Here is a 20905-nt window from a genome sequence, read left to right on the forward strand (position 1 = left end):
CCTTTACTCCTTCTCGTTGACCTCTGGCAGCTGCCAGAAATCGAAAAAATTAAACCAGTCGAGCGGCGACAAGAGCGCATAATGCTCCAGCCGCTGCGCATAGCGGTCGACGGTCTGCTGTAGCGCCTGCTGGCGCTCGCCGCGCGGCAGCAGCAGCGGGTCGGCAAACGGCTCGCAGTGCAGGGTCAGCTTTCCCTGCTGGCTGAGGGCAAAAATCAGCACCACCGGGCAGCGCAAAATGGACGCCAGGATAAACGGCCCCTGCGGGAACGGCGCGGGCTGGCCCATAAATTCGCTCCATATCACCCGCCAGCTGCCGCCGCGCTGCGGGGTGACGGCGATGCGATCGCCCACGATCGCCACCCATTCGCCGCGATCCAGCTTCTCTTTAATGAGGATCGCAGTCTCCGGGCCAATGTCGGTGACCGGCATCAGGTGAATGCCCGCCTGCGGCGCCATCTCCTCCATCACCTGCTTAAAGCGTCTGGCGTTGTCGCTAAAGACCAGCGCGTTGATGGTTTTCGCCCCTTCGCGCTGGGCCAGCGCACGGCAGGCTTCCACATCGCCAAGATGGGACGCGAGCAGCAGTTTGCCCTGAGGATCGTCGAGCCCCAGCGCCTCCTGCGCGCCTGGCGCAAAGACCAGATCGCGATGGAGTTTCATTTCGCCGCGCCAGCTGGCCACTTTGTTCAGCATGGCATGACCGAAGCGCAGGAAGTGGGAAAAACTGTTAAGCCGCGCGGGTTGCGGCATTTGCCGCTGTGCCATCACCGTTTTAACCCGCGTCAGCCACTGCTGCGACGCCTGACGCGCAGCGCGGGCGGTCAGCCAGTAGACGGCGGTAACCGGCCACAGCAGGGCGGTAAACGCCTTTCGCCCCAGCAGCTGCCAGACGCGCAGCATCAGACGCATGCCCCATAATCCTTTCACCTCCTGCTGCTGCGCCCAGTGCTGCGAGCGGCGACGCATCAGCAGGGAAGGAATGCGCGGCAGCATGCCGAGAAACAGACGGGTATGCATCAACGAGATGCGCACGTTGTCTTTCAGGGCATCGAAATGGGATACCCCGTCCGGCGGATAGGTCACGCGGGTGGGCAGAAAATAGCTGGTGTTGCCCTGCCAGTAGAGGCGCACCATCACTTCGGTATCAAAATCCATCCGCCTGCCGAGCGGCGTGGTTGCTGCAAGGCGCAGAACCGGGGCTATCGGGTAAACGCGAAACCCGCACATGCTGTCTTTCAGTTGCAGGGAGAGGGTTTCAATCCAGACCCAGACGTGCGTTATCCAGCGCCCGTACAGGCGCGAACGGGGGATCGAGTCATCGTAAACGGGCTGCCCGGAAATGAGCGCATCGGGATGACGCCCGGCCAGCGCCAGCAGTTTGGGAATGTCCTCGATAGCGTGCTGGCCGTCAGCGTCCACCTGAACGGCGTGGGTGAAGCCGCGATCGGCGCAGGCTTTCAGCCCCTGCATCACCGCCGCGCCTTTGCCGCTGTTTTCGGCCAGCCGCAGCAGCGTGACCTGCGGACGATCCGCCGCCAGCGCTTCAAGCGTGCGGCGCGTGGTTTCATCGCTGCCGTCGTCCACCACCAGACAGGGCAGATCGAAAGGCGCCAGGCGCGCCAGCACCGAAGCCATCATCGCCCCGTGGTTGTAGCAGGGGATCAGCACGCAGGGACGGAAGGTTACTGACATAAGCGAATCTTCCCGCTGCTGGCGGTGTGGCGCTCGTTACCCGCATGGCGCTGGTAGCTAAAGGTCAGCAACTGGCGTTCAGGCTGCCAGGCAAGGAGCAGCGTGACCGTGTTCTCCGGTAACAGCGGGGCGGCGAACTTCACGTTCTGAATACTGTGAAAACGGTAGCCCGACGCCAGCGCGGCGGCGTAATGCATTACCCAGTCGAGCTGGGCCACGCCTGGCAGCAGCGGCTGTACGGCGAAATGTCCCTTAAACCAGAGCAGGTCAGGATCAAGATAAAAGGTTATCTCCAGATGCTGTGGATCGGGCTGGAGGCGCCCGATTTCAGGGATCTTCATGAAACAACTCCTGTAGCTGCGCAGTCACGCGCTTGTTCATGCTGTTGACCGGGATTTCATCAACGATCCGCCAGTAACGCGGCACAGCAACCGGTTCAAGCCAGGGGCGAAGGGCGCGTCGCCAGGCGAGCTCCTGCGCTGTTTTGCTCTGTTCGTGTTGCTGACGCACCGCTTCATTCAGCACCAGCAATACGCCAATGCCCTGACGCCCGCCGCGCGTCACCGTCAGCGCGGCGGCCTCGCGGATGCCGTCCAGCGCCAGCAGGCGGTGCTCAATGTCATCGAGTGAAATGCGCTTATCTTCAATTTTGACCACCCGACCACGACGCCCGACGAGGCTGAACTGCCCGTCAGCCGTGAAGTGCAGAATATCATCCAGCACGACCCCCTCCGCCTCGGGGATCAGCGGCGATATCACGCGATCGCCGTGAAACGTCACGCCGCGAAAAGGCTGCCAGCGCGTGCTTTCCTCCTGACGGTAGCGCCAGGCCATTACGCCTGTTTCCGTGCTGCCGTATATTTCATCCGGCCAGACGTTGAGCCAGGCCTGAACCGCGGCGACCTCCTGCCAGGGCAGCGCGCCGCCGGCGGAGACGAGCAGGTTAACGGGGGGCGGCGTCAGCGACGCGTCCAGCCGCTTGAGAAACGCCGGACTGCTGATGAAAAGATAGCGTTTATCGTCGGGAAGGGCAGAGAGCTGCTCGGCATAGTTGAGCAGGCTGGCATGCAGCGGCAGGCCGAGCGCCATGGGTAAGACAACACGAAACGTCAGGCCATACAGGTGGTGCAGCACCACGGAAGCCACGACGTGACGGCCCGCCAGACGCTCGCCAAAATGCGCCGCCAGTAGACGAGCCTCACGATCGAGGCTGACCACCGGCTTACTTACCCGCTGCGGCGTGCCGGTCGAGCCGGAGGTGTAAAGCTCGATCGTGCGCATCTCACCGATGGCAGGCAGCGGTGAAAAGGGATGGCCTGCCCGCTGCGCGGAAGCCACCCGCAGCTGTCGCCCCTGAAAATCGAGCGTGGTGTCGCTCAGGACGCCGCTGAACAGCGCCCGCTGTTCGTTAAGCTGCGCCGCCCGGCTGTGCCCGGGGAGGACCGGCGTTTTACCCGCATGCAGCGTCGCCAGCAGCGCGACAATAAACAGATAGCCATTTTCGATGCACAGCGCCCAGCGCTCGCCATCTTCACGACGCAGGGTGTCGACCAGCTGGGTCACGTCGTGGCGCAGATCGCCAAGCGTCCAGAGGCGGTCGTCCTGCCAGGCGACAGGGGTGTTGTCAGGGCGGGGCGCACTGAGCCACTGGCTAAGCGGAAGAGGGTTAAGCATCGTTTTTCATCACCCGTTGTCGCACCAGCCACTCGCCAGCCATCAGCGTGCCCATCAGGAGATAGGCAATCATCCCATTCCACAGCGTCCACAGACGGATATCGGCGTGTAATACGGTAAACAGCGCGATCGCCCCGTTAATAATAAAAAAGCCGCACCAGACCTGGGTAACCCGGCGCGTGTAACGTACCCCGACGGGGGAGAGATCCGGTTCACGCAGGCGCGCCAGCCGTTCAACGACAGGCATTGACGTCCACAGCGAACCGCCAAACACCACCAGCATCACCAGATTCACCACCACCGGATATAACAGCACCCACTGGTGCGCGTGCAGGACGTAGCTCGCCGCGCAAAGCGCTATGCCAGCCAGCGCCACGCTCACGAACAGATAACGCAGGGGGCCGCCCTGCCGACGGGCCTGGCAGACGCGCAACAGCAGCACCAGCGCCATCACGGGCAGTATCACGTGCAGGCTATTATTCGCCAGCCCGAAGCCGATCAAAAACGGCCATGCCAGCAGCGTCAGCCCCGTCAGGGCGGGAAGAACTGGAATCGAACGCACGTTACGCGTCGCGCTGAAGCTGTTCCACAACGTCCACGACGTCCTGCACCGTGCGCACCGCTTTGAAGGTTTCGGGCTTGATTTTATGGCCCGTTTTCTTTTGCAGGTGCACCACCATATCGACGGCATCAATGCTGTCGAGATCCAGATCCTCGTAAAGACGTGCCTCAGGGGTAATATCCTCCGGGGCGATTTCAAACAGCGTAATAAGAAGCGCAGAGACTTCCTGATAAATCGTTTGTTGTTCTGTCATAGCGGTCATTCTCAGGCGCGTTGTTGATGGATAAAAGCCGCGAGCGTGGCAACGGAATAGAAGTGCTGACGCATCTCGTCACTTTCGGCAGAAAGCACTACGCCGTACTGATTTTTTACCGCCAGCCCCAGCTCAAGGGCGTCGATTGAGTCCAGACCGAGGCCGTCGCCAAAGAGCGCGGCGTCTGTATCAATATCCTCTGGGGTAAGTTCTTCCAGATTCAGCGTAGAGATAATGAGATTCTTAATTTCAAGATAGAGCGCTTGCATCTTTCGTTCCTGACAAAGATTGAAGACCGGTTGTTAACTGATGCTGCATATGCCGGTTTAACTGCCTTGCTGCCAGCGCGGGTTCGTGCTGACTCGCATCATAAAAATCATGAATGTTGATGCGTTCGCGAACATCCACGGTGAAAACAGGTTTGTTGGTGGGCACGTTATACCAGCTGCTCTGTTTATCCAGCATCCGTTCGCTACAGTGGATCACCACCACGCGCACGGCGCTGTTGCAGCGAACGGCGATATTCGCCGCCCCACGTTGCAGGGTCATGGCTTCCCCCACCCGGGTGCGGGTGCCTTCGGGGAAGATAAGCAGGGTGTCGCCCTGGGACAGACGCTGCTGGCTTGCGGCAAGCAGCGTGTCGGCTTCGCTGTTAATCAGATAGTCAGCCGCGCGGATCACGCCGCTGACGAACGGGTTACGCAGCAACGCGCTTTTCACCAGACAGTCGGTTTCGTTCATCACCGACGCCAGCAGAACGTAGTCCAGCAGCGAGGGATGATTCGCAATCACCAGACAGCCCCGCTCGGCGCGCAGAACGTCCAGGTTGTTGAAACGGTAATCCAGTACCCCTGCACCGCGTACCACCGCGAGGAACAGGCGAAAACTGGCAGAAATAGTGCGGCGTGCCAGGCGGCGACGTTGAGTGCGGTCGCGCTGGAAAATCAGCAGCAGGTTAAACCACACCAGCGACAGCGTCAGCCCGCCGAGGCCGAACAGGGCGAAGCACAATCCGGTCATTAGCATGCGCCATACCCGATCGAGGCGGGAACGAAACCCTCTCATTGGCGCGTCCATTGCCACAGCAGGCGCTCGCCCGGCAGGGTAAATTGGCGCTCGTCCCGCAGGTAATGGCGCAGGAACTGGAGGCTTTGCGGCAGCGCGGGCTCTTCAGGCGCGCGGTTGACGTGCGTTTCACAGCTGAGCGTATTTCCGGCCTCAATCACCAGCGCCAGCGCGTAGGGCCAGACGGGCATCTGCGGCGGCAACCCGGCGTGATAAAAATCAGGCAGCAGACCGTCGAAATCCACCAGCAACACGCGGGAGTAGCCTGCATGCAGCAGGCTCAGCACGTCGCACAAGCTCTGCTGGAAGGTATCCATACCGGCGGAGACCGACGAAGAGACAACAGGCTGACGCGCGGCGATAGTGAGATTGCCGACCGCCGAGTTGTGTACCGACATGGCAAAATCGGTGGGGGAAACGGGCTGTTCTGCCGCCAGGGCCTGGAGAATACGGAAATTGCGCTCCAGCTCCCCATGACGGCTGCTGTAGACGACGGCGTCGATGCGGTGTTTGCGCAGCATCATCAGGCCAAGATCGACGGCCAGCCTGCTGCCTGAATTCAGGCGGCGGGCGGTCATCATCGGCAGATCGGTCAGTTTCGCCAGCGGTGCAGCGGGATCGATGGCGTCAGACCGGCGTGACCATGCCTGCCATTCGTCGGCATCGCTGAGTCCTGGCGCTCTTGCCTGCCAGTCGATAAGGGTAAGTGTAAATTTCATCTACGCGCGTCCGCGATAAACCTGTTTCTGTGACTTTTTCTTCGCCAGCGCGATTTGCTGCGCACATCGTACAATGTTGTCGTCGCGCTGGCGAATAAACGTCACTTTTGACCCTTTCCACCCGGTTATCCCGGCAAACGGCTTTTTGGCCGACCCGGACCCAGAAGAATGGCGAGTTTACTGCCTCCTTTCGTGGTTTCCATCCAGATTTTACAGACGCTGGTGAGCGGCACGGAGAGCAGCATGCCCACAGGTCCCAACAGCCATCCCCAGATCAGTAACGATAAAAAACACCACCATCGTCGACATGCCCAGACGGTGGCCCATCATGCGCGGCTCGAGAATGTTACCCAGCACCATATGCACGACGAGGAACAGCGCCCCTACCAGCATGCACTCATAAAAACCGTTAAACAGGAACGCCTGGATCATCGGTGGAACGGCGGAAAGCACCGCGCCGATATTGGGTACGTAGTTCAGTAAAAACGCCAGCACGCCCCACATCAGCGCGAACTGCACGTCCAGCAGTACCAGCCCCAGCCAGACGATCACGCCGGTCCACAGGCTTAACAGCGTTTTCAGCGCCAGATATTTGGATACGCCCTTCAGCGCGCGGTGCAAGCCGGCAATGTGGATCTGCGGATTGTTCAGGGCAAAACGCAGTTTATACGGCACGTGGCGCACTTCGAACAGCATAAACACCACCGTCATCACCAGCAGCAGAATGCTGGCCATTGCCCCGGAAAGCCCGGTCATCAACGTGGTGGCGTAGGTCATCACCTTCTCGGAATCCATCCGGCGCAGCATCCGTTCCGGTGAGATATGCAGATTCACGAACGGCAACATGCGCTGAAGATCGACCAGCTTGCGCGTCAGCTCTTTATTGTACTGCGGCAGCATGGTGGAAAATTCGCTCAGCGAGGCGGCGAGTACGCCAAACAGCGCCGTCAGGACAACCAGCATCACCATCACCACAATGGTAATCGCGACCGGGCGGCTGATGCCGCGGCGTAAAAACCATGTCACCAGCGGGTTGAGCACAATGGCGAAAAACAGCGCCAGCAGAAGCTGAACAATGATATCCGCCGCCGCGTGGATACCCGCAAGGATAACCACCAGGCAGGCAAGTTTTAATAAAATATGAAGTCCGGCTTTGTCGGGCGGGCTGGCAGTCATAAGAATTCCTTTTTCCGGGGGGCGTGTTAATTGTAGTGCGCCGGATGGGCTTCGTCTGGAGCGTTAGTCTGAAAGTCGTGGCAAAAAAATGGCCCCCGGCGCAAGCGACGGAGGCCACGGCATCCTGGTGAACGATTACTGGATCACGAGGGTGTTAATGATGTTTTCAGCGGCGGTCTGCGCTTTCTGCTGATTGTCTGCCGGCAGGGTGATCTGCATGGTCAGCAGTTTATTGTCCACCTTGCCGAGCACCACGGAGGAGTAGGCGGTCTGGCCTTTGGCAGAGATGATGCTGTCCAGCTGTTGCAGCGTGTGGCCTTTCAGTTCAACAGACTTGTTGGTGACCACCTGAAGCTGCGGGTCGCGGCTGCGCTGCTGATCTTCCAGGCGTTTGGCCAGCACGCCCAGATCTTCGCTGGTATCGTCACCGACGATCACAATCACCGCTTTTTGGCCGGTGGCATCGGAATAGACGTGCATGTTGTTCGCCTGGGTGCCCAGCTTACCGCTCTGGTCGGTCATGTCCGCGGGCAGAGAGAAACTGAGTTTGCCATCCATCAGGCTCACCGGCTGACCGGTGGCGTTGCTTTCTGCTGACGCGCCCTGAGCAGGCGTTTTGGTGTCGCTGTTATCACAGGCTGCAAGGCCAACAACCAGCAGGCCAATCCCGACATATTTAACCAGATTGCGCATTGACTTCTTCCTTTCGATAAACGGCCATAACGGCTCATTCGTTCATCTTATCACAACTGATAAAGCGAACCCTTAACCTGCCTGCAATGCGGAGATTTCAGATTTATCTGCCAGCCTTTTCAGCAGCATATTCAACAGTACGCCGTACATCGGCAGGAAGAAGACCAGGCTGATAAGCACCTTAAAGGCGTAGTCCACCAGAGCGATTTCCATCCAGTGTTCTGCCATGAAGGCGTCCGGGCTGCGCCAGAAGGCGATGAAGAAGAAGGCCAGCGTATCGCTCACGTTACCGAACAGCGTGGAAGCCGTTGGCGCCATCCACCAGCGATGGTTCTGACGCAGGCGGTTAAACACGTGGACATCGAGGATCTGCCCCAGGGCATAGGCCATAAAGCTGGCGGCGGCAATACGCGCGACAAACAGGTTGAAGTGCATTAGCGCGTCGAAGCCCTGCCAGCTGCCCATGTAAAATAGCGAGGAGATGGCGTAGGAGACAAACAGTGCCGGGATCATCACAGCAAAAATAATCCGCCGCGCCAGCGGTGCGCCAAAAATACGCACGGTTAAATCCGTCGCGAGGAAAATAAACGGGAAACTGAACGCGCCCCAGGTGGTATGAAAACCAAAAATAGAGATGGGGAGCTGTACCAGATAGTTACTGGAGATGATCACCAGCAGATGAAATAGCGAAAGCCAGAACAACGCCTTGACGCGCTGCGATTGTGTAAAGGAGTTCATATTGTACCTTTTTGATTAATATTTGGGGTGAGGGAACCCAATAAAGCCGCCGCATGATACTGCTTTGACGACACTTTGCAATGGCTAATTTTCACGCAATCGTTAACCTGGTTTGCATTGGCGATAGCGGGGCGTAAACTACAGCCGTTTTTACCTGAACGAGAAGAAAATGACCGACCTGTTTTCCAGCCCAGACCACACGCTTGATGCTCAGGGCCTCCGTTGCCCGGAGCCGGTAATGATGGTGCGTAAAACCGTCCGTAACATGCAGAGCGGCGAAACGCTGCTGATCGTCGCCGATGACCCGGCTACCACCCGCGATATCCCCGGTTTTTGTACCTTTATGGAACATGAACTGGTGGCGCAGCAAACCGAGACCTTGCCGTACCGGTATTTGATTCGTAAGGGGTAAGTGCGGCCTGATGCCCGGCGGCGCTTCGCTTGCACGGGCCTACGGGTGTAGTAGGTCGGGTAAGGCGCAGCCGCCACCCGACAAGTACCCATCACAATTTCGAACCATCGTTTCAAAATTTCGCGCTTTTTGTGAGGCGCTTCACCCTCCCTTTTCCAGCCGTAGTCTAATTTTTAAGCGTCAAAAACTAAAACATCGTTTTAACGCTTATCTCACTACCCTGGAGTTGACTCAATGAAAACGACCCTCAAGCCGTTACTGGCCGCGCTGTGTCTGTCTGCTTTCGCCTGCACCGTTTCTGCCCAGACCATTAAAGCCGCCGATGTGCATCCCGAAGGCTACCCGAACGTGGTGGCGGTTCAGCACATGGGTGAAAAACTCAAACAACAAACCGATGGCAAGCTGGAGATTAAGGTCTTTCCCGGCGGCGTACTGGGGGATGAAAAGCAGATGATTGAGCAGGCGCAGATGGGGGCGATCGACATGATCCGCGTCTCTATGGCGCCGGTGGCTGCCATCCTGCCGGATATCGAAGTGTTTACGCTGCCCTACGTATTCCGCGATGAAGACCACATGCACAAGGTGATCGACGGGGATGTCGGCAAGCAGATTGGCGACAAACTCACCGCCAACCCGAAATCGCGTCTGGTCTTCCTTGGCTGGATGGATTCCGGCACCCGCAACCTGATCACCAAAGAGCCGATCGTCAAACCGGACGATCTGAAAGGGAAGAAAATTCGCGTGCAGGGCAGCCCGGTGGCGCTGGCCACGCTGAAAGCGATGGGGGCGAACTCGGTGGCGATGGGCGTCAGTGAGGTTTACAGCGGCATGCAGACCGGGGTGATCGACGGCGCGGAGAACAACCCGCCAACCTTTATCGCCCACAACTACATGCCTGTCGCCAAAAACTACACGCTGAGCGGCCACTTCATCACCCCGGAAATGCTGCTCTACTCCAAAGTGAAATGGGACAAACTGAGCGCTGACGAACAGCAAAAGATCCTGACGCTGGCTCGCGAAGCGCAGTTCGAGCAGCGCAAGCTGTGGAATGCGTATAACGACCAGGCGCTGGCGAAAATGAAGGCCGGCGGCGTGCAGTTCCACGACATCGATAAAACGGTGTTTATCAAGGCGACAGAGCCGGTGCGCGCGCAGTATGGCGACAAGCATCAGGATCTGATGAAAGCCATCGCTGACGTTCAGTAAGCCGGAGTACGTATGTCCGAACTCTATCTGAAGTGGATGGACCGTCTGTACCTGCTCGCCATGGTGGTGGCGGGTCTCTCGCTACTGGTGATGACGATTGTCATCCCCATTGGCATCTTCTCTCGCTATGTGCTCAATCGCGGCGAATCCTGGCCGGAGCCGATCGCCATTATCTGCATGGTGACGTTTACCTTTATCGGCGCGGCGGTGAGCTACCGCGCCGGGTCGCATATTGCGGTCAACATGCTCACCGACCGCCTGCCCGCGTCGCTGCAAAGAGTGTGCGCGCGGGTGGTGGATCTGCTGATGCTGCTCATCTCCGGCCTGATGTGCTGGTACAGCTACTGGCTGTGCGTCGAGCTGTGGGAGCAGCCGGTGGCGGAGTTTCCGCTCCTGACCTCCGGCGAAAGCTATCTGCCGCTGCCTGTCGGGTCGGCCATTTTGATCCTGTTTGTGCTTGAACGCCTGCTGTTTGGCTCGCAGGAAAACCGTCCGGTCGTGCTGATCGGCAATCACAGTTAAGGGGTGAACAATGGATGCGTTTGTTTTGTTATTCACCCTCGCCATTTTGCTGGCGCTGGGGATGCCGGTGGCCTTCGCCGTCGGCTTAAGCGCCGTGGCGGGCGCGCTGTGGATTGACCTGCCGCTGGAGGCGCTGATGATCCAGATCACCAGCGGGGTGAATAAATTTACCCTGCTGGCGATCCCGTTCTTCATTCTTGCCGGGGCGATCATGGCGGAAGGGGGCATTGCCCGACGGCTGGTTAACTTCGCGTACGTTTTTGTCGGCTTTATACGCGGCGGGCTGTCGCTGGTGAACATCGTGGCATCAACGTTCTTCGGCGCGATTTCCGGCTCGTCGGTGGCGGATACGGCGTCTATCGGCAGCGTGATGATCCCGGAGATGGAGAAGAAGGGCTATCCGCGCGAATACGCGGCGGCGGTGACGGCCAGCGGGTCGGTGCAGGCGATCCTGATCCCGCCCAGCCACAACTCGGTGATTTACTCCCTGGCGGCGGGGGGAACGGTCTCCATCGCCACGCTGTTTATCGCGGGCGTGCTGCCGGGCCTGCTGCTGGGCGTGAGCCTGATGGTGCTCTGCCTGTGCTTCGCCCGCAAGCGCGGCTATCCGAAGGGGGACAAAATCCCGTTCAGGCAGGCGCTGAAAATCATGCTCGATGCCCTGTGGGGGCTGATGACGGTGGTGATTATCCTCGGCGGGATCTTGTCCGGGATATTCACGGCGACCGAATCTGCCGCCGTGGCCTGCCTGTGGGCGTTCTTCGTCACCATGTTCATCTACCGCGACTACAAGTGGAATGAACTGCCGAAGCTGATGTGCCGCACGGTGAAAACTGTCACTATCGTGATGATTTTGATTGGCTTTGCCGCGGCGTTTGGCGCGGTAATGACCTACATGCAGCTGCCGATGCGCATCACCGAATTCTTCACGTCGCTCTCCGATAACAAATACGTGATCCTGATGTACCTCAATATCATGCTGCTGCTGATTGGCACGCTGATGGACATGGCGCCGATCATCCTGATCCTGACCCCGGTGCTGCTACCGGTGACCAACTCGCTGGGGATCGACCCGGTGCATTTCGGGATGATCATGATGGTGAACCTGGGGATTGGGCTGATCACGCCGCCGGTCGGGTCGGTGCTGTTCGTGGCGAGCGCGGTGAGTAAGCAGAAGATCGAGCACGTGGTGCGGGCGATGCTGCCGTTTTACGGTATGTTGCTGGTGGTGCTGGGGATGGTGACGTACATCCCGGCGATTTCATTATGGTTGCCGGGGTTGCTAGGGATGCAGTGACGCCGTTTTTTGCCGGGTGGCGGCTGCGCCTTACCCGGCCTACGGTTCAGAGCCGTTGTAGGCCCGGTAAGGCGCAGCCGCCACCGGGCGTTTTTACCGACGGCGCAACAGCCGCAACGCGTTCGCCGTGACCAGCACCGTCGCCCCCGTATCCGCCAGTACCGCCAGCCACAGTCCGGTCATGCCGAGCAGCGTGGTGACCAGGAAAATCCCCTTCAGACCCAGCGCAATGCCGATGTTCTGCCGAATATTGGCGCGCGTCGCCCGCGCAAGATCTATCATCTGCGCCAACCCGGTCAGGCGGTTGTGCGTCAGCGCCGCGTCGGCGGTCTCCAGCGCCACGTCGGTGCCGCTACCCATCGCAATGCCGATGGTGGAAGCCTTCATTGCCGGGGCATCGTTTATCCCGTCCCCGACCATCGCCAGCGGGGCATGACCGTTCAGCTCGGTTACCGCGCTGACTTTATCCGCAGGCAACAATCCGGCCTTACACTCCAGCCCCAGCTCACCGGCAATCGCCGCCGCCGCGCGCGGGTTATCACCGGTCAGGATCACGCCCTGTACCCCCAGCCTGTGCAGCGCGTCGACGGCGGCTTTCGCATCGTCACGCAGGGTGTCGCGCAGCGCCAGCATGCCCATCGGCACACCGTCCTGCATCACGGCAACAACCGTCTGCCCGGCCTGCTCTAATGCCTCAACCTGTGGATTCGCGAACGCGCCTGCTGCGGCGATCAGCACTTTTTTGCCTTCGACCACAGCCTCAATCCCCGACCCGACCAGCGCTCTCTGGGCGGTTGCCGGAGGGATGTTCAGCCCGCGCCCCTTCGCTTCACGCACAATCGCCTGCGCCAGAGGGTGAGTGGAGCCCTGCTCCACGGCAGCGGCCAGCGTCAGCAGGGCGTTTTCACTGATGTCCTGCAGATACACGCCGGTTACCTGCGGCTTGCCGACGGTCAGCGTGCCGGTTTTATCGAAGGCGATGTGCTGAACCTGGCTCAGCTGTTCCAGCGCCGCGCCGCCCTTAATCAGCGCCCCGCGCCGTGCCGCCGCCGCCAGCCCTGAGGTAATCGCCGCCGGGGTGGAGATCACCAGCGCACACGGACAGCCGATCAGCAGCAGCGTCAGCCCTTTGTAAATCCAGCCCTCCCACGGCGCGCCGAAGAACAGCGGCGGGACGACGGTGACCAGCAGCGCCACCAGCATGATGGCGGGGGTGTAAATCCGGCTGAAGCGATCGATAAAGCGTTCGACCGGCGCGCGGCGCTCCTCGGCCTCTTCAATCAGCCTGAGGATGCGGTCGATGGCGCTGTCGCCCGGTTCAGAAAGCACGGTGAGCTGCACCAGCCGGTCGACGCTGGTGGCGCCCGCAGGCACTTTTTCACCCGCCGCACGCGCTACCGGGATGGATTCCCCGGTCAGGGCGCTTTCGTCAAAGCTCGCGGTGGCGGTAATGAGGGCCCCATCGGCTGGCAGACGTCCGCCTGCGGGCACTTCAATCACGTCGCCCGGGCGCAGGGTATTGATGGCGACCGTTTCACGCTGACCATGAATAACCCGCGTGGCGGTTTCCGGCTTCAGCGCCATCAGCGCGCTCACCCCTTTACGCGCCCGACTCGCCGCCCAGCCCTCAAGGCGTTCGCCAATTAAGAACAGCAGCAGCACCATCGCCGCTTCCGCCGTCGCGCCAATAAACAGCGCCCCGATAGCCGCCACGCTCATCAGCGTTTCGATGGCAAACCAGCTGCCGCTTCTCATCAGACGCAGCGCCTGACGCGCAATCGGGAACAGGCCAACCAGCGTGGTGGCGATAAACGCCAGGTTGCCGAACGGGTGGTTGATTTGCTCCAGCCCCCAGCTCAGGGCCATCATGATGATGAGGGTAATGAGCGGCAGATTTTCTTTTAGCGGGGACGTTTTTTCTGCGGGCGCCGTTTCGCTGCGCAGGGTATAACCCGCTTTGCTGACGGCGGCTTCAACCTGTCTGCTGACGTCGTTTTCGGCGCTGACCAGCAGCTTTTCGGTAGCGAACAGCACCTGAACGTGGTTCACACCCGGCACCTGCTTCACTGCATTTTCCACTTTGCGGGCGCAGGCCGCGCAGTCCATGCCGTTGACCACCCAGCTGTAGTGATTGCCGTTTTCAGGCAGCGCTTCGGTCCGGGTTTCGCACGCGCCCTCGCAGCAGCAGTCCTCTTTTGGCGGAACCGGGCTGAGCTTAAGTGCCGAGAATTGGGGAACTTTTTTAGGTGTTTCTGGAGTCGACATGGCAGTCTCCGGTAATGATAATTTTCTCATTAACCGCAGCATACACTCTGGAGTCGACTCCAGAGTCAAGCGTTATTTAGATATACAGCGAACGCACAATCAGGAAGTGTCCGGCAAAGTAACAGGCGGCGGAAATCGCATTATCCGCACGGAAGCGGCGGCGATAGTGGCTGCCCAGCCAGACGATATTACCCAACAGCAACAGTGCGGCACCGAAGAACGCAGACATCGCAGGCGCCGTCGGACGGAAGAACCACAGCTCGCCCGCCAGCCACACCATCACCAGCGTCATGGCGATAAACGTACAGACCGGCAGACGCATCTCTTCCAGACGCGACCAGATCACCACGATCAGCAGGGCGCCAATCACCAGCAGCACCAGCGGCAGCGGCCAGAAGAAGGAGAGCGTCATCTGGCTGGCAAAGTAGATGGTATAGAGCAGATGCGACAGGAAGAATGCCCCCACGGCGTACAATAGGCGCTGGCGCGGCAGCAGGGTTAAGGCATCGCCAATCAGGGAAGCACACAGCCCCGCGAGGACAAGATAGCTAACGGCGTTAAACATCGGGGCCTGCCAGGCAAGCAACAGCAGGAGTAATAGCGTGACGGGTTTAAACAACCAGCGCTGCCAGGCTGGGCCACGGTAGGACGCATCGACGTAAAGCCATGCGGAAAAACAGACAGCGATAAATGACCAAAGCATATTAACTCCCTGTAACTGTTGAGGCTGAATGATCAGTTCCTGATCCAGTGTAGTGACGCGAGCGGGCGTTTGGCAATGCCGGGGCTGGCGAGGTATCCTGAATTCCGCATAATCTGATGGGATTTTTCAATGAGCAAGATGCCGCTGTTTTTCATTATCGTGGTGGCGATTATCGTCATTGCCGCCTCGTTTCGCTTCGTGCAGCAGCGCCGTGAGAAGGCCGACAACGACGCCGCGCCGCTGATGCAAAAGCGCGTGGTGGTGACGAACAAGCGTGAGAAGCCGCTTAACGACCGCCGCTCCCGCCAGCAGCAGGTGACGCCAGCGGGCACAACGATGCGCTATGAAGCGAGCTTTAAGCCGGAAACCGGCGGGCTGGAGATGACTTTCCGCCTGGAGACGCAGCAGTACCACCAGCTGACGGTGGGGGAGAAAGGCACGCTGAGCTACAAAGGGTCGCGGTTTGAAGGATTTGAACCGGAGCTGTAGTTTTCCCCTCACCCTAACCCTCTCCCAAGGGGAGAGGGTGTAATCGTCCCCTCTCCCCTTGGGAGAGGGTTAGGGTGAGGGGCCTACTTCTTCACCTGCGCCTTAAACTTCTTCATCCACACCAGCAGCTCAAACACGCCGAAAATAAACACCCGCAGCTGCTGCCAGCCGGTCATCGGTGGGCCATCTTTCGGCAGACCGTTTTTCAGCATCACCATCTGCAAGGCATGCATGAACGCGGTAAAAATCAGCGCCACGTTAATAAAGATATTCAGCGGACGCGGGAACGGGTGCACCAGATTCAAAATCAAAAATGCCCAGACGCCCAGCATCAGCACGCGCCCTACGTTAATCAGTACTGGCATCGGATCCTCCTTGTGCCTGACGGTGATACAGACGATAAGCCACCTGGCCGGCGACCTTCTCGCGGTGCAGATCCCAGTGAACGGGAACGGGCGGCAGGCCATTTTCCACTTCGCTTTCAACGTAAATCAGCGCGTCGTCTGCCAGCCAGCCATTTTTTTCCAGCAACGATAATGTCTCTTCCAGCAGCCCTTTACGGAACGGCGGGTCAACAAACACCACGTTGAACGGCGTCCCCTGTTGGGCGAGGAAGCTCAGCGTGTTGGTATTCACCACTTTCGCGTTGGTGGCCTTCAGCGTAGCCAGATTTTGCTGCAACGTCTGCGCGACGCCGCGCTCCATCTCCAGCAGCGTGGCGCTGGCGGCATAACGCGACAGCGCTTCCAGCCCCAATGCACCGCTTCCGGCGAAGCAGTCCAGGCAGTTGGCGTCTACCATAGACGGGGCGAGCCAGTTAAACAGCGTCTCGCGAACGCGGTCCGTGGTGGGGCGTAAACCGGGGCTGTCCGGCACCGGTAATTTCCGGCCTCGCCACTGGCCGCCGATAATGCGAATTTGACCGGCCGGGGCGCGGGTGGGTTTCTTCATCTCAGGAAAGCTCTGTTAACAATGCCCTGCGATTGCGGGCGGTGATGTCAATTAAGTAAAGTGTTAGACTATTTCATCATTTTTTTAGCTTCCCTGTATATAGCGCCGCGAGGAGTGTAGTCGCAGATGGCAAAACAAAAAAAACGTGGCTTCTTTTCCTGGTTGGGTTTCGGTGAAAAAGAGCAAGAAACAGAACAGAAAACCGAAGAACAGCAGGTTGTAGAAGAGTCGTCACAGCCTGAAACGCCTGTCGAAACCGCTGCGGTTGTCGAAGCGGAAGAGCCAGCCCACAGCAAAGAAGAGATTGAATCCTTTGCTGAAGAGGTGGTTGAGGTTACTGAACAGGTTCAGGAGAGCGAAAAACCAGAGCCGGTTATCGTTGAAACCCTTAACGAAGCGCCGCAGGCCACTATCGAACACGAAGAACTGCCGCTGCCGGAAGAGGTGAAAGCCGAAGAGGTTTCTGCCGAAGAGTGGCAGGCCGAAGCGGAAACCGTTGAAATTGTTGAGGCGGTGGAAGAAGAAGCGGCCCTTGAGCCAGAGCTGACCGACGAAGAGCTGGAAGCCCAGGCGCTGGCGGCGGAAGCGGCTGAAGAAGCGGTCATCGTCGTGCCGGTGGAAGAGCAGGCCGAAGAAGAGATCGTTCAGGAGCAGGAAAAACCGACCAAAGAAGGTTTCTTCGCGCGCCTGAAGCGCAGCCTGCTCAAAACCAAAGAAAACTTAGGTTCCGGATTTATCAGTCTGTTCCGCGGCAAAAAGATCGACGACGATCTGTTTGAGGAGCTGGAAGAGCAGCTGCTGATTGCGGACGTGGGCGTGGAAACCACCCGGAAGATCATCGCCAACCTGACCGAAGGGGCGAGCCGCAAACAGCTGCGTGACGCCGAGGCGCTGTACGGCCTGCTGAAAGACGAGATGGGTGAAATTCTCGCAAAAGTTGACGAACCGCTTAATATTGAAGGCAAAATGCCGTTTGTGATCCTGATGGTGGGCGTCAACGGCGTGGGTAAAACCACCACCATCGGCAAGCTGGCGCGCCAGTTTGAGCAGCAGGGCAAATCGGTGATGCTGGCGGCGGGCGATACCTTCCGTGCGGCAGCGGTGGAACAGCTCCAGGTGTGGGGCCAGCGCAACAATATTCCGGTCATTGCTCAGCACACCGGCGCGGATTCCGCGTCCGTGATTTTCGATGCCATCCAGGCGGCGAAGTCGCGTAACGTGGACGTGCTGATTGCGGATACCGCGGGGCGTTTGCAGAACAAATCGCACCTGATGGAAGAGCTGAAGAAAATCGTTCGCGTCATGAAGAAGCTGGACGAAGATGCACCGCATGAAATTATGCTGACTATCGACGCCAGCACCGGACAGAACGCCATCAGCCAGGCGAAGCTGTTCCATGAAGCGGTAGGCCTGACCGGGATCACGCTGACCAAGCTGGACGGCACCGCGAAAGGCGGGGTGATCTTCTCCGTGGCCGACCAGTTTGGCATTCCTATCCGTTACATCGGTGTGGGCGAGCGTATTGAGGATTTACGTCCGTTTAAAGCGGACGACTTTATTGAGGCACTTTTTGCCCGAGAGGACTAACAATGATTCGCTTTGAACACGTCAGCAAGGCCTATCTCGGCGGGAGACAAGCGCTACAGGGGGTTACATTCCACCTCCAGCCAGGCGAGATGGCATTCCTGACCGGCCATTCCGGCGCGGGGAAAAGTACCCTGCTCAAGCTGATCTGTGGGATCGAGCGGCCAAGCGCCGGGAAAATCTGGTTCAGCGGCCATGAAATTAGCCGTCTTAAGAACCGTGAAGTGCCGTTCCTGCGTCGTCAGATTGGCATGATTTTCCAGGATCACCACCTGCTGATGGATCGCACGGTTTTCGATAACGTCGCGATCCCGCTGATTATTGCCGGCGCCAGTTACGATGATATCCGCCGTCGCGTCTCTGCGGCGCTGGATAAGGTCGGGCTGCTGGACAAAGCGAAGAACTTCCCGATCCAGCTCTCCGGCGGTGAGCAGCAGCGCGTGGGCATCGCCCGTGCGGTGGTGAACAAGCCAGCCGTTTTGCTGGCGGATGAACCGACCGGTAACCTGGACGATGCCCTCTCTGAAGGGATCCTGCGTCTGTTTGAGGAATTTAACCGCGTGGGGGTCACGGTACTGATGGCGACGCACGACATGGGGCTGATCTCCCGCCGTTCGTACCGCATGCTGACCCTGAGCGACGGGCATTTGCACGGAGGCCACGGTGAATAAGCGTGATGCAATGAACCAGATTCGGCAGTTCAGCAACCGGTTTGACCGTTTCCGCAAGCCTCAGGGCGGCGGGGACGGCAATCGCAATGCGCCTAAGCGTGCCAAAGCGGCACCGAAACCGAACTCCCGCAAAACCAACGTCTTTAACGAGCAGGTGCGGTACGCCTTCCAGGGCGCGTTGCAGGATCTGAAAAGCAAACCGCTGGCGACGTTCCTGACGGTGATGGTGATTGCCATCTCCCTGACGCTGCCCAGCGTCTGCTACATGGTTTACAAAAACGTAAACCAGGCGGCGTCCCAGTACTATCCGTCGCCGCAGATCACCGTTTATCTGGATAAAGCCCTCGACGATAACGCGGCGGCGCAGGTGGTGGGGCAGATTCAGGCCGAGCAGGGTGTGGAGAAGGTGAACTACCTTTCCCGCGATGAAGCGCTGGGTGAGTTCCGCAACTGGTCCGGGTTCGGCGGCGCGCTGGATATGCTTGAAGAGAACCCGCTGCCCGCCGTGGCGGTGGTGATCCCGAAACTCGATTTCCAGGGCACGGATTCGCTCAACACCCTGCGCGACCGCATTACCCGCATCAACGGGATTGATGAAGTGCGCATGGACGACAGCTGGTTTGCCCGTCTTGCCGCCCTGACCGGGCTGGTAGGACGCGTGTCGGCGATGATCGGCGTGCTGATGGTGGCGGCGGTGTTCCTCGTCATTGGTAACAGCGTGCGCCTGAGCATCTTCGCCCGTCGCGATACCATCAACGTGCAGAAACTGATTGGCGCAACGGATGGTTTCATCCTCCGCCCGTTCCTTTACGGCGGCGCGTTATTAGGTTTTTCTGGTGCATTTCTTTCATTGATTTTGTCAGAAATTTTGGTGATGCGGTTGTCGTCAGCCGTCACCGAGGTGGCGCAGGTTTTCGGAACTAAGTTTGATATCAGTGGTTTAGGTTTCGATGAGTGCCTGCTGTTGCTGCTGGTGTGCTCCATGATCGGCTGGATTGCCGCATGGCTGGCAACGGTTCAACATTTACGCCACTTTACTCCCGACTAATAAAAGCGTGATATAATCTTTCCCTGCACCGAGATGTTCGCTTGCAGGGAAAGCGTCCCTGTTGTCTCTTCCCCTGCAATCATCTTCATGTCACATTTTGTGCGTAATTTATTCACTGTTGCACCTGGAACTTGTGGATAAAATCACTGTCTGATAAAAGAGTGAATGCTAATCTCGTTGCTCAAACGCTTTGGCATGGTTGTTGCCTGACGGGGACAACCTGGACCAGAAGAAACATTGAGAGGAATGAATGACCAAAGAAATGCAAACTTTAGCTTTAGCCCCTGTTGGTAACCTGGAATCTTACATCCGGGCTGCGAACACCTGGCCGATGTTAACGGCTGAGGAAGAAAAGGAGCTTGCTGAAAAGCTGCATTACCAGGGCGATCTGGAAGCAGCTAAAACGCTGATCCTGTCTCACCTGCGCTTTGTTGTTCACGTTGCTCGTAATTATGCGGGCTACGGCCTGCCGCAGGCGGACCTGATTCAGGAAGGTAACATTGGCCTGATGAAGGCGGTACGTCGCTTCAACCCGGAAGTGGGTGTGCGACTGGTCTCCTTCGCCGTACACTGGATCAAAGCGGAAATTCACGAATACGTCCTGCGTAACTGGCGTATTGTGAAAGTCGCCACGACGAAAGCGCAGCGCAAACTGTTCTTTAACCTGCGTAAAACCAAGCAGCGTCTGGGCTGGTTCAATCAGGATGAAGTGGAAATGGTGGCGCGCGAGCTGGGCGTTTCCAGCAAAGACGTCCGCGAGATGGAATCCCGTATGGCCGCTCAGGACATGACGTTTGATATGTCTGCCGACGATGACGCGTCCGACAGCCAGCCGATGGCCCCGGTTCTGTATCTTCAGGATAAAACCTCTAACTTTGCTGACGGCATTGAAGAGGATAACTGGGAAGACCAGGCGGCGAACAAGCTGACCTTCGCGATGGAAGGCCTCGACGAGCGTAGCCAGGATATCATCCGTGCCCGCTGGCTGGACGAAGATAACAAGTCCACGTTGCAGGAGCTGGCCGACCGCTACGGCGTCTCCGCTGAACGTGTGCGTCAGCTTGAGAAAAACGCCATGAAAAAACTTCGCGCCGCTATCGAAGCGTAATTTCCGCGAAGTACACCGAGAACCCTCGAATGCAAATTCGGGGGTTTTGTTTTTTTAGCGCCCGCTCTGGCGAA

Annotated in this window: 23 protein-coding genes and 1 pseudogene; 9 read left to right on the forward strand and 15 right to left on the reverse strand. The window is 58.6% G+C overall.

Features of this window, described 5'->3' with window-relative positions; translation table 11 throughout:
* Nucleotides 1-3 precede the first annotated feature (3 nt).
* From RHN82_RS10965 to RHN82_RS11015, 11 genes and pseudogenes are all read right to left on the reverse strand, one after another.
* On the reverse strand, nucleotides 4-1695 hold the full coding sequence (locus RHN82_RS10965; protein WP_047050559.1) for a glycosyltransferase: 1692 nt from the start codon (nucleotides 1693-1695) through the stop codon (nucleotides 4-6).
* Nucleotides 1686-2036 (reverse strand): hydroxymyristoyl-ACP dehydratase, encoded by a 351-nt coding sequence (locus tag RHN82_RS10970; protein ID WP_017693835.1) that lies wholly within the window; start codon nucleotides 2034-2036, stop codon nucleotides 1686-1688. The genes RHN82_RS10965 and RHN82_RS10970 overlap by 10 nt, the downstream gene beginning before the upstream one ends.
* Entirely contained in the window at nucleotides 2023-3369 is a 1347-nt protein-coding gene (locus tag RHN82_RS10975; RefSeq protein ID WP_047050557.1) for an AMP-binding protein, read from the reverse strand. Before RHN82_RS10975 ends, RHN82_RS10970 begins: the two co-directional genes overlap by 14 nt.
* Nucleotides 3362-3961, reverse strand: a complete 600-nt coding sequence (locus RHN82_RS10980) for a hypothetical protein (protein ID WP_047050555.1) — start codon at nucleotides 3959-3961, stop codon at nucleotides 3362-3364. Before RHN82_RS10980 ends, RHN82_RS10975 begins: the two co-directional genes overlap by 8 nt.
* The gene (locus RHN82_RS10985; RefSeq protein ID WP_003861262.1) at nucleotides 3933-4184 is read right to left on the reverse strand and encodes an acyl carrier protein; all 252 of its coding nucleotides are present in this window, start codon (nucleotides 4182-4184) and stop codon (nucleotides 3933-3935) included. Before RHN82_RS10985 ends, RHN82_RS10980 begins: the two co-directional genes overlap by 29 nt.
* Nucleotides 4185-4195: 11 nt before the next feature.
* The gene (locus RHN82_RS10990; protein WP_003861263.1) at nucleotides 4196-4453 is read right to left on the reverse strand and encodes a phosphopantetheine-binding protein; all 258 of its coding nucleotides are present in this window, start codon (nucleotides 4451-4453) and stop codon (nucleotides 4196-4198) included.
* Nucleotides 4434-5249 (reverse strand): 1-acyl-sn-glycerol-3-phosphate acyltransferase, encoded by an 816-nt coding sequence (locus tag RHN82_RS10995; protein ID WP_047050554.1) that lies wholly within the window; start codon nucleotides 5247-5249, stop codon nucleotides 4434-4436. Before RHN82_RS10995 ends, RHN82_RS10990 begins: the two co-directional genes overlap by 20 nt.
* Nucleotides 5246-5968 carry a beta-ketoacyl synthase chain length factor gene (locus tag RHN82_RS11000; RefSeq protein ID WP_015571484.1) on the reverse strand — a complete coding sequence of 241 codons (723 nt, stop codon included), beginning with the start codon at nucleotides 5966-5968 and terminating at the stop codon, nucleotides 5246-5248. Before RHN82_RS11000 ends, RHN82_RS10995 begins: the two co-directional genes overlap by 4 nt.
* Before the next feature lie 125 nt (nucleotides 5969-6093).
* A pseudogene (locus RHN82_RS11005) lies at nucleotides 6094-7144 on the reverse strand (AI-2E family transporter).
* Between the two features lie 135 nt (nucleotides 7145-7279).
* On the reverse strand, nucleotides 7280-7837 hold the full coding sequence (locus RHN82_RS11010; RefSeq protein ID WP_003861272.1) for a DcrB family lipoprotein: 558 nt from the start codon (nucleotides 7835-7837) through the stop codon (nucleotides 7280-7282).
* A gap of 72 nt (nucleotides 7838-7909) precedes the next feature.
* Nucleotides 7910-8575, reverse strand: a complete 666-nt coding sequence (locus RHN82_RS11015) for a 7-cyano-7-deazaguanine/7-aminomethyl-7-deazaguanine transporter (RefSeq protein ID WP_006812293.1) — start codon at nucleotides 8573-8575, stop codon at nucleotides 7910-7912.
* Nucleotides 8576-8744: 169 nt separating this feature from the next.
* Here RHN82_RS11015 and tusA point away from each other — a divergent pair, with 169 nt between their 5' ends.
* The 4 genes from tusA to RHN82_RS11035 all read left to right on the forward strand — a co-directional run bounded on the left by tusA (nucleotide 8745) and on the right by RHN82_RS11035 (nucleotide 12012).
* On the forward strand, nucleotides 8745-8987 hold the full coding sequence (gene tusA, locus RHN82_RS11020) for a sulfurtransferase TusA (protein ID WP_000130627.1): 243 nt from the start codon (nucleotides 8745-8747) through the stop codon (nucleotides 8985-8987).
* A 234-nt stretch (nucleotides 8988-9221) separates the two neighbouring features.
* Nucleotides 9222-10193 (forward strand): TRAP transporter substrate-binding protein, encoded by a 972-nt coding sequence (locus RHN82_RS11025; RefSeq protein ID WP_047050550.1) that lies wholly within the window; start codon nucleotides 9222-9224, stop codon nucleotides 10191-10193.
* A gap of 12 nt (nucleotides 10194-10205) precedes the next feature.
* On the forward strand, nucleotides 10206-10715 hold the full coding sequence (locus RHN82_RS11030) for a TRAP transporter small permease (protein WP_003861278.1): 510 nt from the start codon (nucleotides 10206-10208) through the stop codon (nucleotides 10713-10715).
* Nucleotides 10716-10725: 10 nt separating this feature from the next.
* Nucleotides 10726-12012, forward strand: coding sequence for a TRAP transporter large permease (locus RHN82_RS11035; RefSeq protein WP_045328570.1), 1287 nt, complete (start codon nucleotides 10726-10728; stop codon nucleotides 12010-12012).
* A 93-nt stretch (nucleotides 12013-12105) separates the two neighbouring features.
* Here the strand turns inward: RHN82_RS11035 and zntA are convergent, their stop codons facing one another.
* Both zntA and RHN82_RS11045 read right to left on the reverse strand, forming a co-directional pair.
* Complete coding sequence (zntA, locus tag RHN82_RS11040) at nucleotides 12106-14277, reverse strand: Zn(II)/Cd(II)/Pb(II) translocating P-type ATPase ZntA (RefSeq protein ID WP_059356052.1); 2172 nt, start codon at nucleotides 14275-14277, stop codon at nucleotides 12106-12108.
* Nucleotides 14278-14353: 76 nt separating this feature from the next.
* On the reverse strand, nucleotides 14354-14980 hold the full coding sequence (locus tag RHN82_RS11045; protein WP_047050545.1) for a lysoplasmalogenase: 627 nt from the start codon (nucleotides 14978-14980) through the stop codon (nucleotides 14354-14356).
* A gap of 129 nt (nucleotides 14981-15109) precedes the next feature.
* On the opposite strand from RHN82_RS11045, the gene RHN82_RS11050 reads away from it, so the two are divergent.
* Complete coding sequence (locus tag RHN82_RS11050; RefSeq protein WP_047050544.1) at nucleotides 15110-15469, forward strand: DUF2500 domain-containing protein; 360 nt, start codon at nucleotides 15110-15112, stop codon at nucleotides 15467-15469.
* Between the two features lie 83 nt (nucleotides 15470-15552).
* Here the strand turns inward: RHN82_RS11050 and RHN82_RS11055 are convergent, their stop codons facing one another.
* Together RHN82_RS11055 and rsmD are read right to left on the reverse strand one after the other, a co-directional pair.
* Complete coding sequence (locus tag RHN82_RS11055) at nucleotides 15553-15834, reverse strand: DUF1145 family protein (RefSeq protein ID WP_015571478.1); 282 nt, start codon at nucleotides 15832-15834, stop codon at nucleotides 15553-15555.
* Nucleotides 15818-16420: a 16S rRNA (guanine(966)-N(2))-methyltransferase gene (gene rsmD, locus RHN82_RS11060; RefSeq protein ID WP_015571477.1), complete on the reverse strand. Its 603-nt coding sequence runs from the start codon at nucleotides 16418-16420 to the stop codon at nucleotides 15818-15820. Before rsmD ends, RHN82_RS11055 begins: the two co-directional genes overlap by 17 nt.
* A 126-nt stretch (nucleotides 16421-16546) precedes the next feature.
* On the opposite strand from rsmD, the gene ftsY reads away from it, so the two are divergent.
* The 4 genes from ftsY to rpoH all read left to right on the forward strand — a co-directional run bounded on the left by ftsY (nucleotide 16547) and on the right by rpoH (nucleotide 20831).
* Nucleotides 16547-18007: a signal recognition particle-docking protein FtsY gene (gene ftsY, locus RHN82_RS11065; protein ID WP_047050543.1), complete on the forward strand. Its 1461-nt coding sequence runs from the start codon at nucleotides 16547-16549 to the stop codon at nucleotides 18005-18007.
* 2 nt (nucleotides 18008-18009) lie between these two features.
* Nucleotides 18010-18675 carry a cell division ATP-binding protein FtsE gene (gene ftsE / locus RHN82_RS11070; protein ID WP_006812284.1) on the forward strand — a complete coding sequence of 222 codons (666 nt, stop codon included), beginning with the start codon at nucleotides 18010-18012 and terminating at the stop codon, nucleotides 18673-18675.
* Nucleotides 18668-19723, forward strand: a complete 1056-nt coding sequence (gene ftsX / locus RHN82_RS11075) for a permease-like cell division protein FtsX (protein ID WP_045333887.1) — start codon at nucleotides 18668-18670, stop codon at nucleotides 19721-19723. Before ftsE ends, ftsX begins: the two co-directional genes overlap by 8 nt.
* Before the next feature lie 250 nt (nucleotides 19724-19973).
* Complete coding sequence (gene rpoH / locus RHN82_RS11080; RefSeq protein ID WP_000159624.1) at nucleotides 19974-20831, forward strand: RNA polymerase sigma factor RpoH; 858 nt, start codon at nucleotides 19974-19976, stop codon at nucleotides 20829-20831.
* Nucleotides 20832-20905 lie beyond the last annotated feature (74 nt).

This window comes from Enterobacter cloacae complex sp. EB5 (assembly GCF_031432835.1).
GTDB classification, from domain to species: domain Bacteria; phylum Pseudomonadota; class Gammaproteobacteria; order Enterobacterales; family Enterobacteriaceae; genus Enterobacter; species Enterobacter hormaechei_C.

Coding starts and splice junctions, on each gene's coding strand:
- RHN82_RS10965 (WP_047050559.1), bottom strand. CDS start 1,695: ATGTCAGTAACCTTCCGTCCCTGCGTGCTGATCCCCTGCTACAACCAC.
- RHN82_RS10970 (WP_017693835.1), bottom strand. CDS start 2,036: ATGAAGATCCCTGAAATCGGGCGCCTCCAGCCCGATCCACAGCATCTG.
- RHN82_RS10975 (WP_047050557.1), bottom strand. CDS start 3,369: ATGCTTAACCCTCTTCCGCTTAGCCAGTGGCTCAGTGCGCCCCGCCCT.
- RHN82_RS10985 (WP_003861262.1), bottom strand. CDS start 4,184: ATGACAGAACAACAAACGATTTATCAGGAAGTCTCTGCGCTTCTTATT.
- RHN82_RS10990 (WP_003861263.1), bottom strand. CDS start 4,453: ATGCAAGCGCTCTATCTTGAAATTAAGAATCTCATTATCTCTACGCTG.
- RHN82_RS10995 (WP_047050554.1), bottom strand. CDS start 5,249: ATGAGAGGGTTTCGTTCCCGCCTCGATCGGGTATGGCGCATGCTAATG.
- RHN82_RS11000 (WP_015571484.1), bottom strand. CDS start 5,968: ATGAAATTTACACTTACCCTTATCGACTGGCAGGCAAGAGCGCCAGGA.
- RHN82_RS11010 (WP_003861272.1), bottom strand. CDS start 7,837: ATGCGCAATCTGGTTAAATATGTCGGGATTGGCCTGCTGGTTGTTGGC.
- RHN82_RS11015 (WP_006812293.1), bottom strand. CDS start 8,575: ATGAACTCCTTTACACAATCGCAGCGCGTCAAGGCGTTGTTCTGGCTT.
- tusA (WP_000130627.1), top strand. CDS start 8,745: ATGACCGACCTGTTTTCCAGCCCAGACCACACGCTTGATGCTCAGGGC.
- RHN82_RS11025 (WP_047050550.1), top strand. CDS start 9,222: ATGAAAACGACCCTCAAGCCGTTACTGGCCGCGCTGTGTCTGTCTGCT.
- RHN82_RS11030 (WP_003861278.1), top strand. CDS start 10,206: ATGTCCGAACTCTATCTGAAGTGGATGGACCGTCTGTACCTGCTCGCC.
- RHN82_RS11035 (WP_045328570.1), top strand. CDS start 10,726: ATGGATGCGTTTGTTTTGTTATTCACCCTCGCCATTTTGCTGGCGCTG.
- zntA (WP_059356052.1), bottom strand. CDS start 14,277: ATGTCGACTCCAGAAACACCTAAAAAAGTTCCCCAATTCTCGGCACTT.
- RHN82_RS11045 (WP_047050545.1), bottom strand. CDS start 14,980: ATGCTTTGGTCATTTATCGCTGTCTGTTTTTCCGCATGGCTTTACGTC.
- RHN82_RS11050 (WP_047050544.1), top strand. CDS start 15,110: ATGAGCAAGATGCCGCTGTTTTTCATTATCGTGGTGGCGATTATCGTC.
- RHN82_RS11055 (WP_015571478.1), bottom strand. CDS start 15,834: ATGCCAGTACTGATTAACGTAGGGCGCGTGCTGATGCTGGGCGTCTGG.
- rsmD (WP_015571477.1), bottom strand. CDS start 16,420: ATGAAGAAACCCACCCGCGCCCCGGCCGGTCAAATTCGCATTATCGGC.
- ftsY (WP_047050543.1), top strand. CDS start 16,547: ATGGCAAAACAAAAAAAACGTGGCTTCTTTTCCTGGTTGGGTTTCGGT.
- ftsE (WP_006812284.1), top strand. CDS start 18,010: ATGATTCGCTTTGAACACGTCAGCAAGGCCTATCTCGGCGGGAGACAA.
- rpoH (WP_000159624.1), top strand. CDS start 19,974: ATGACCAAAGAAATGCAAACTTTAGCTTTAGCCCCTGTTGGTAACCTG.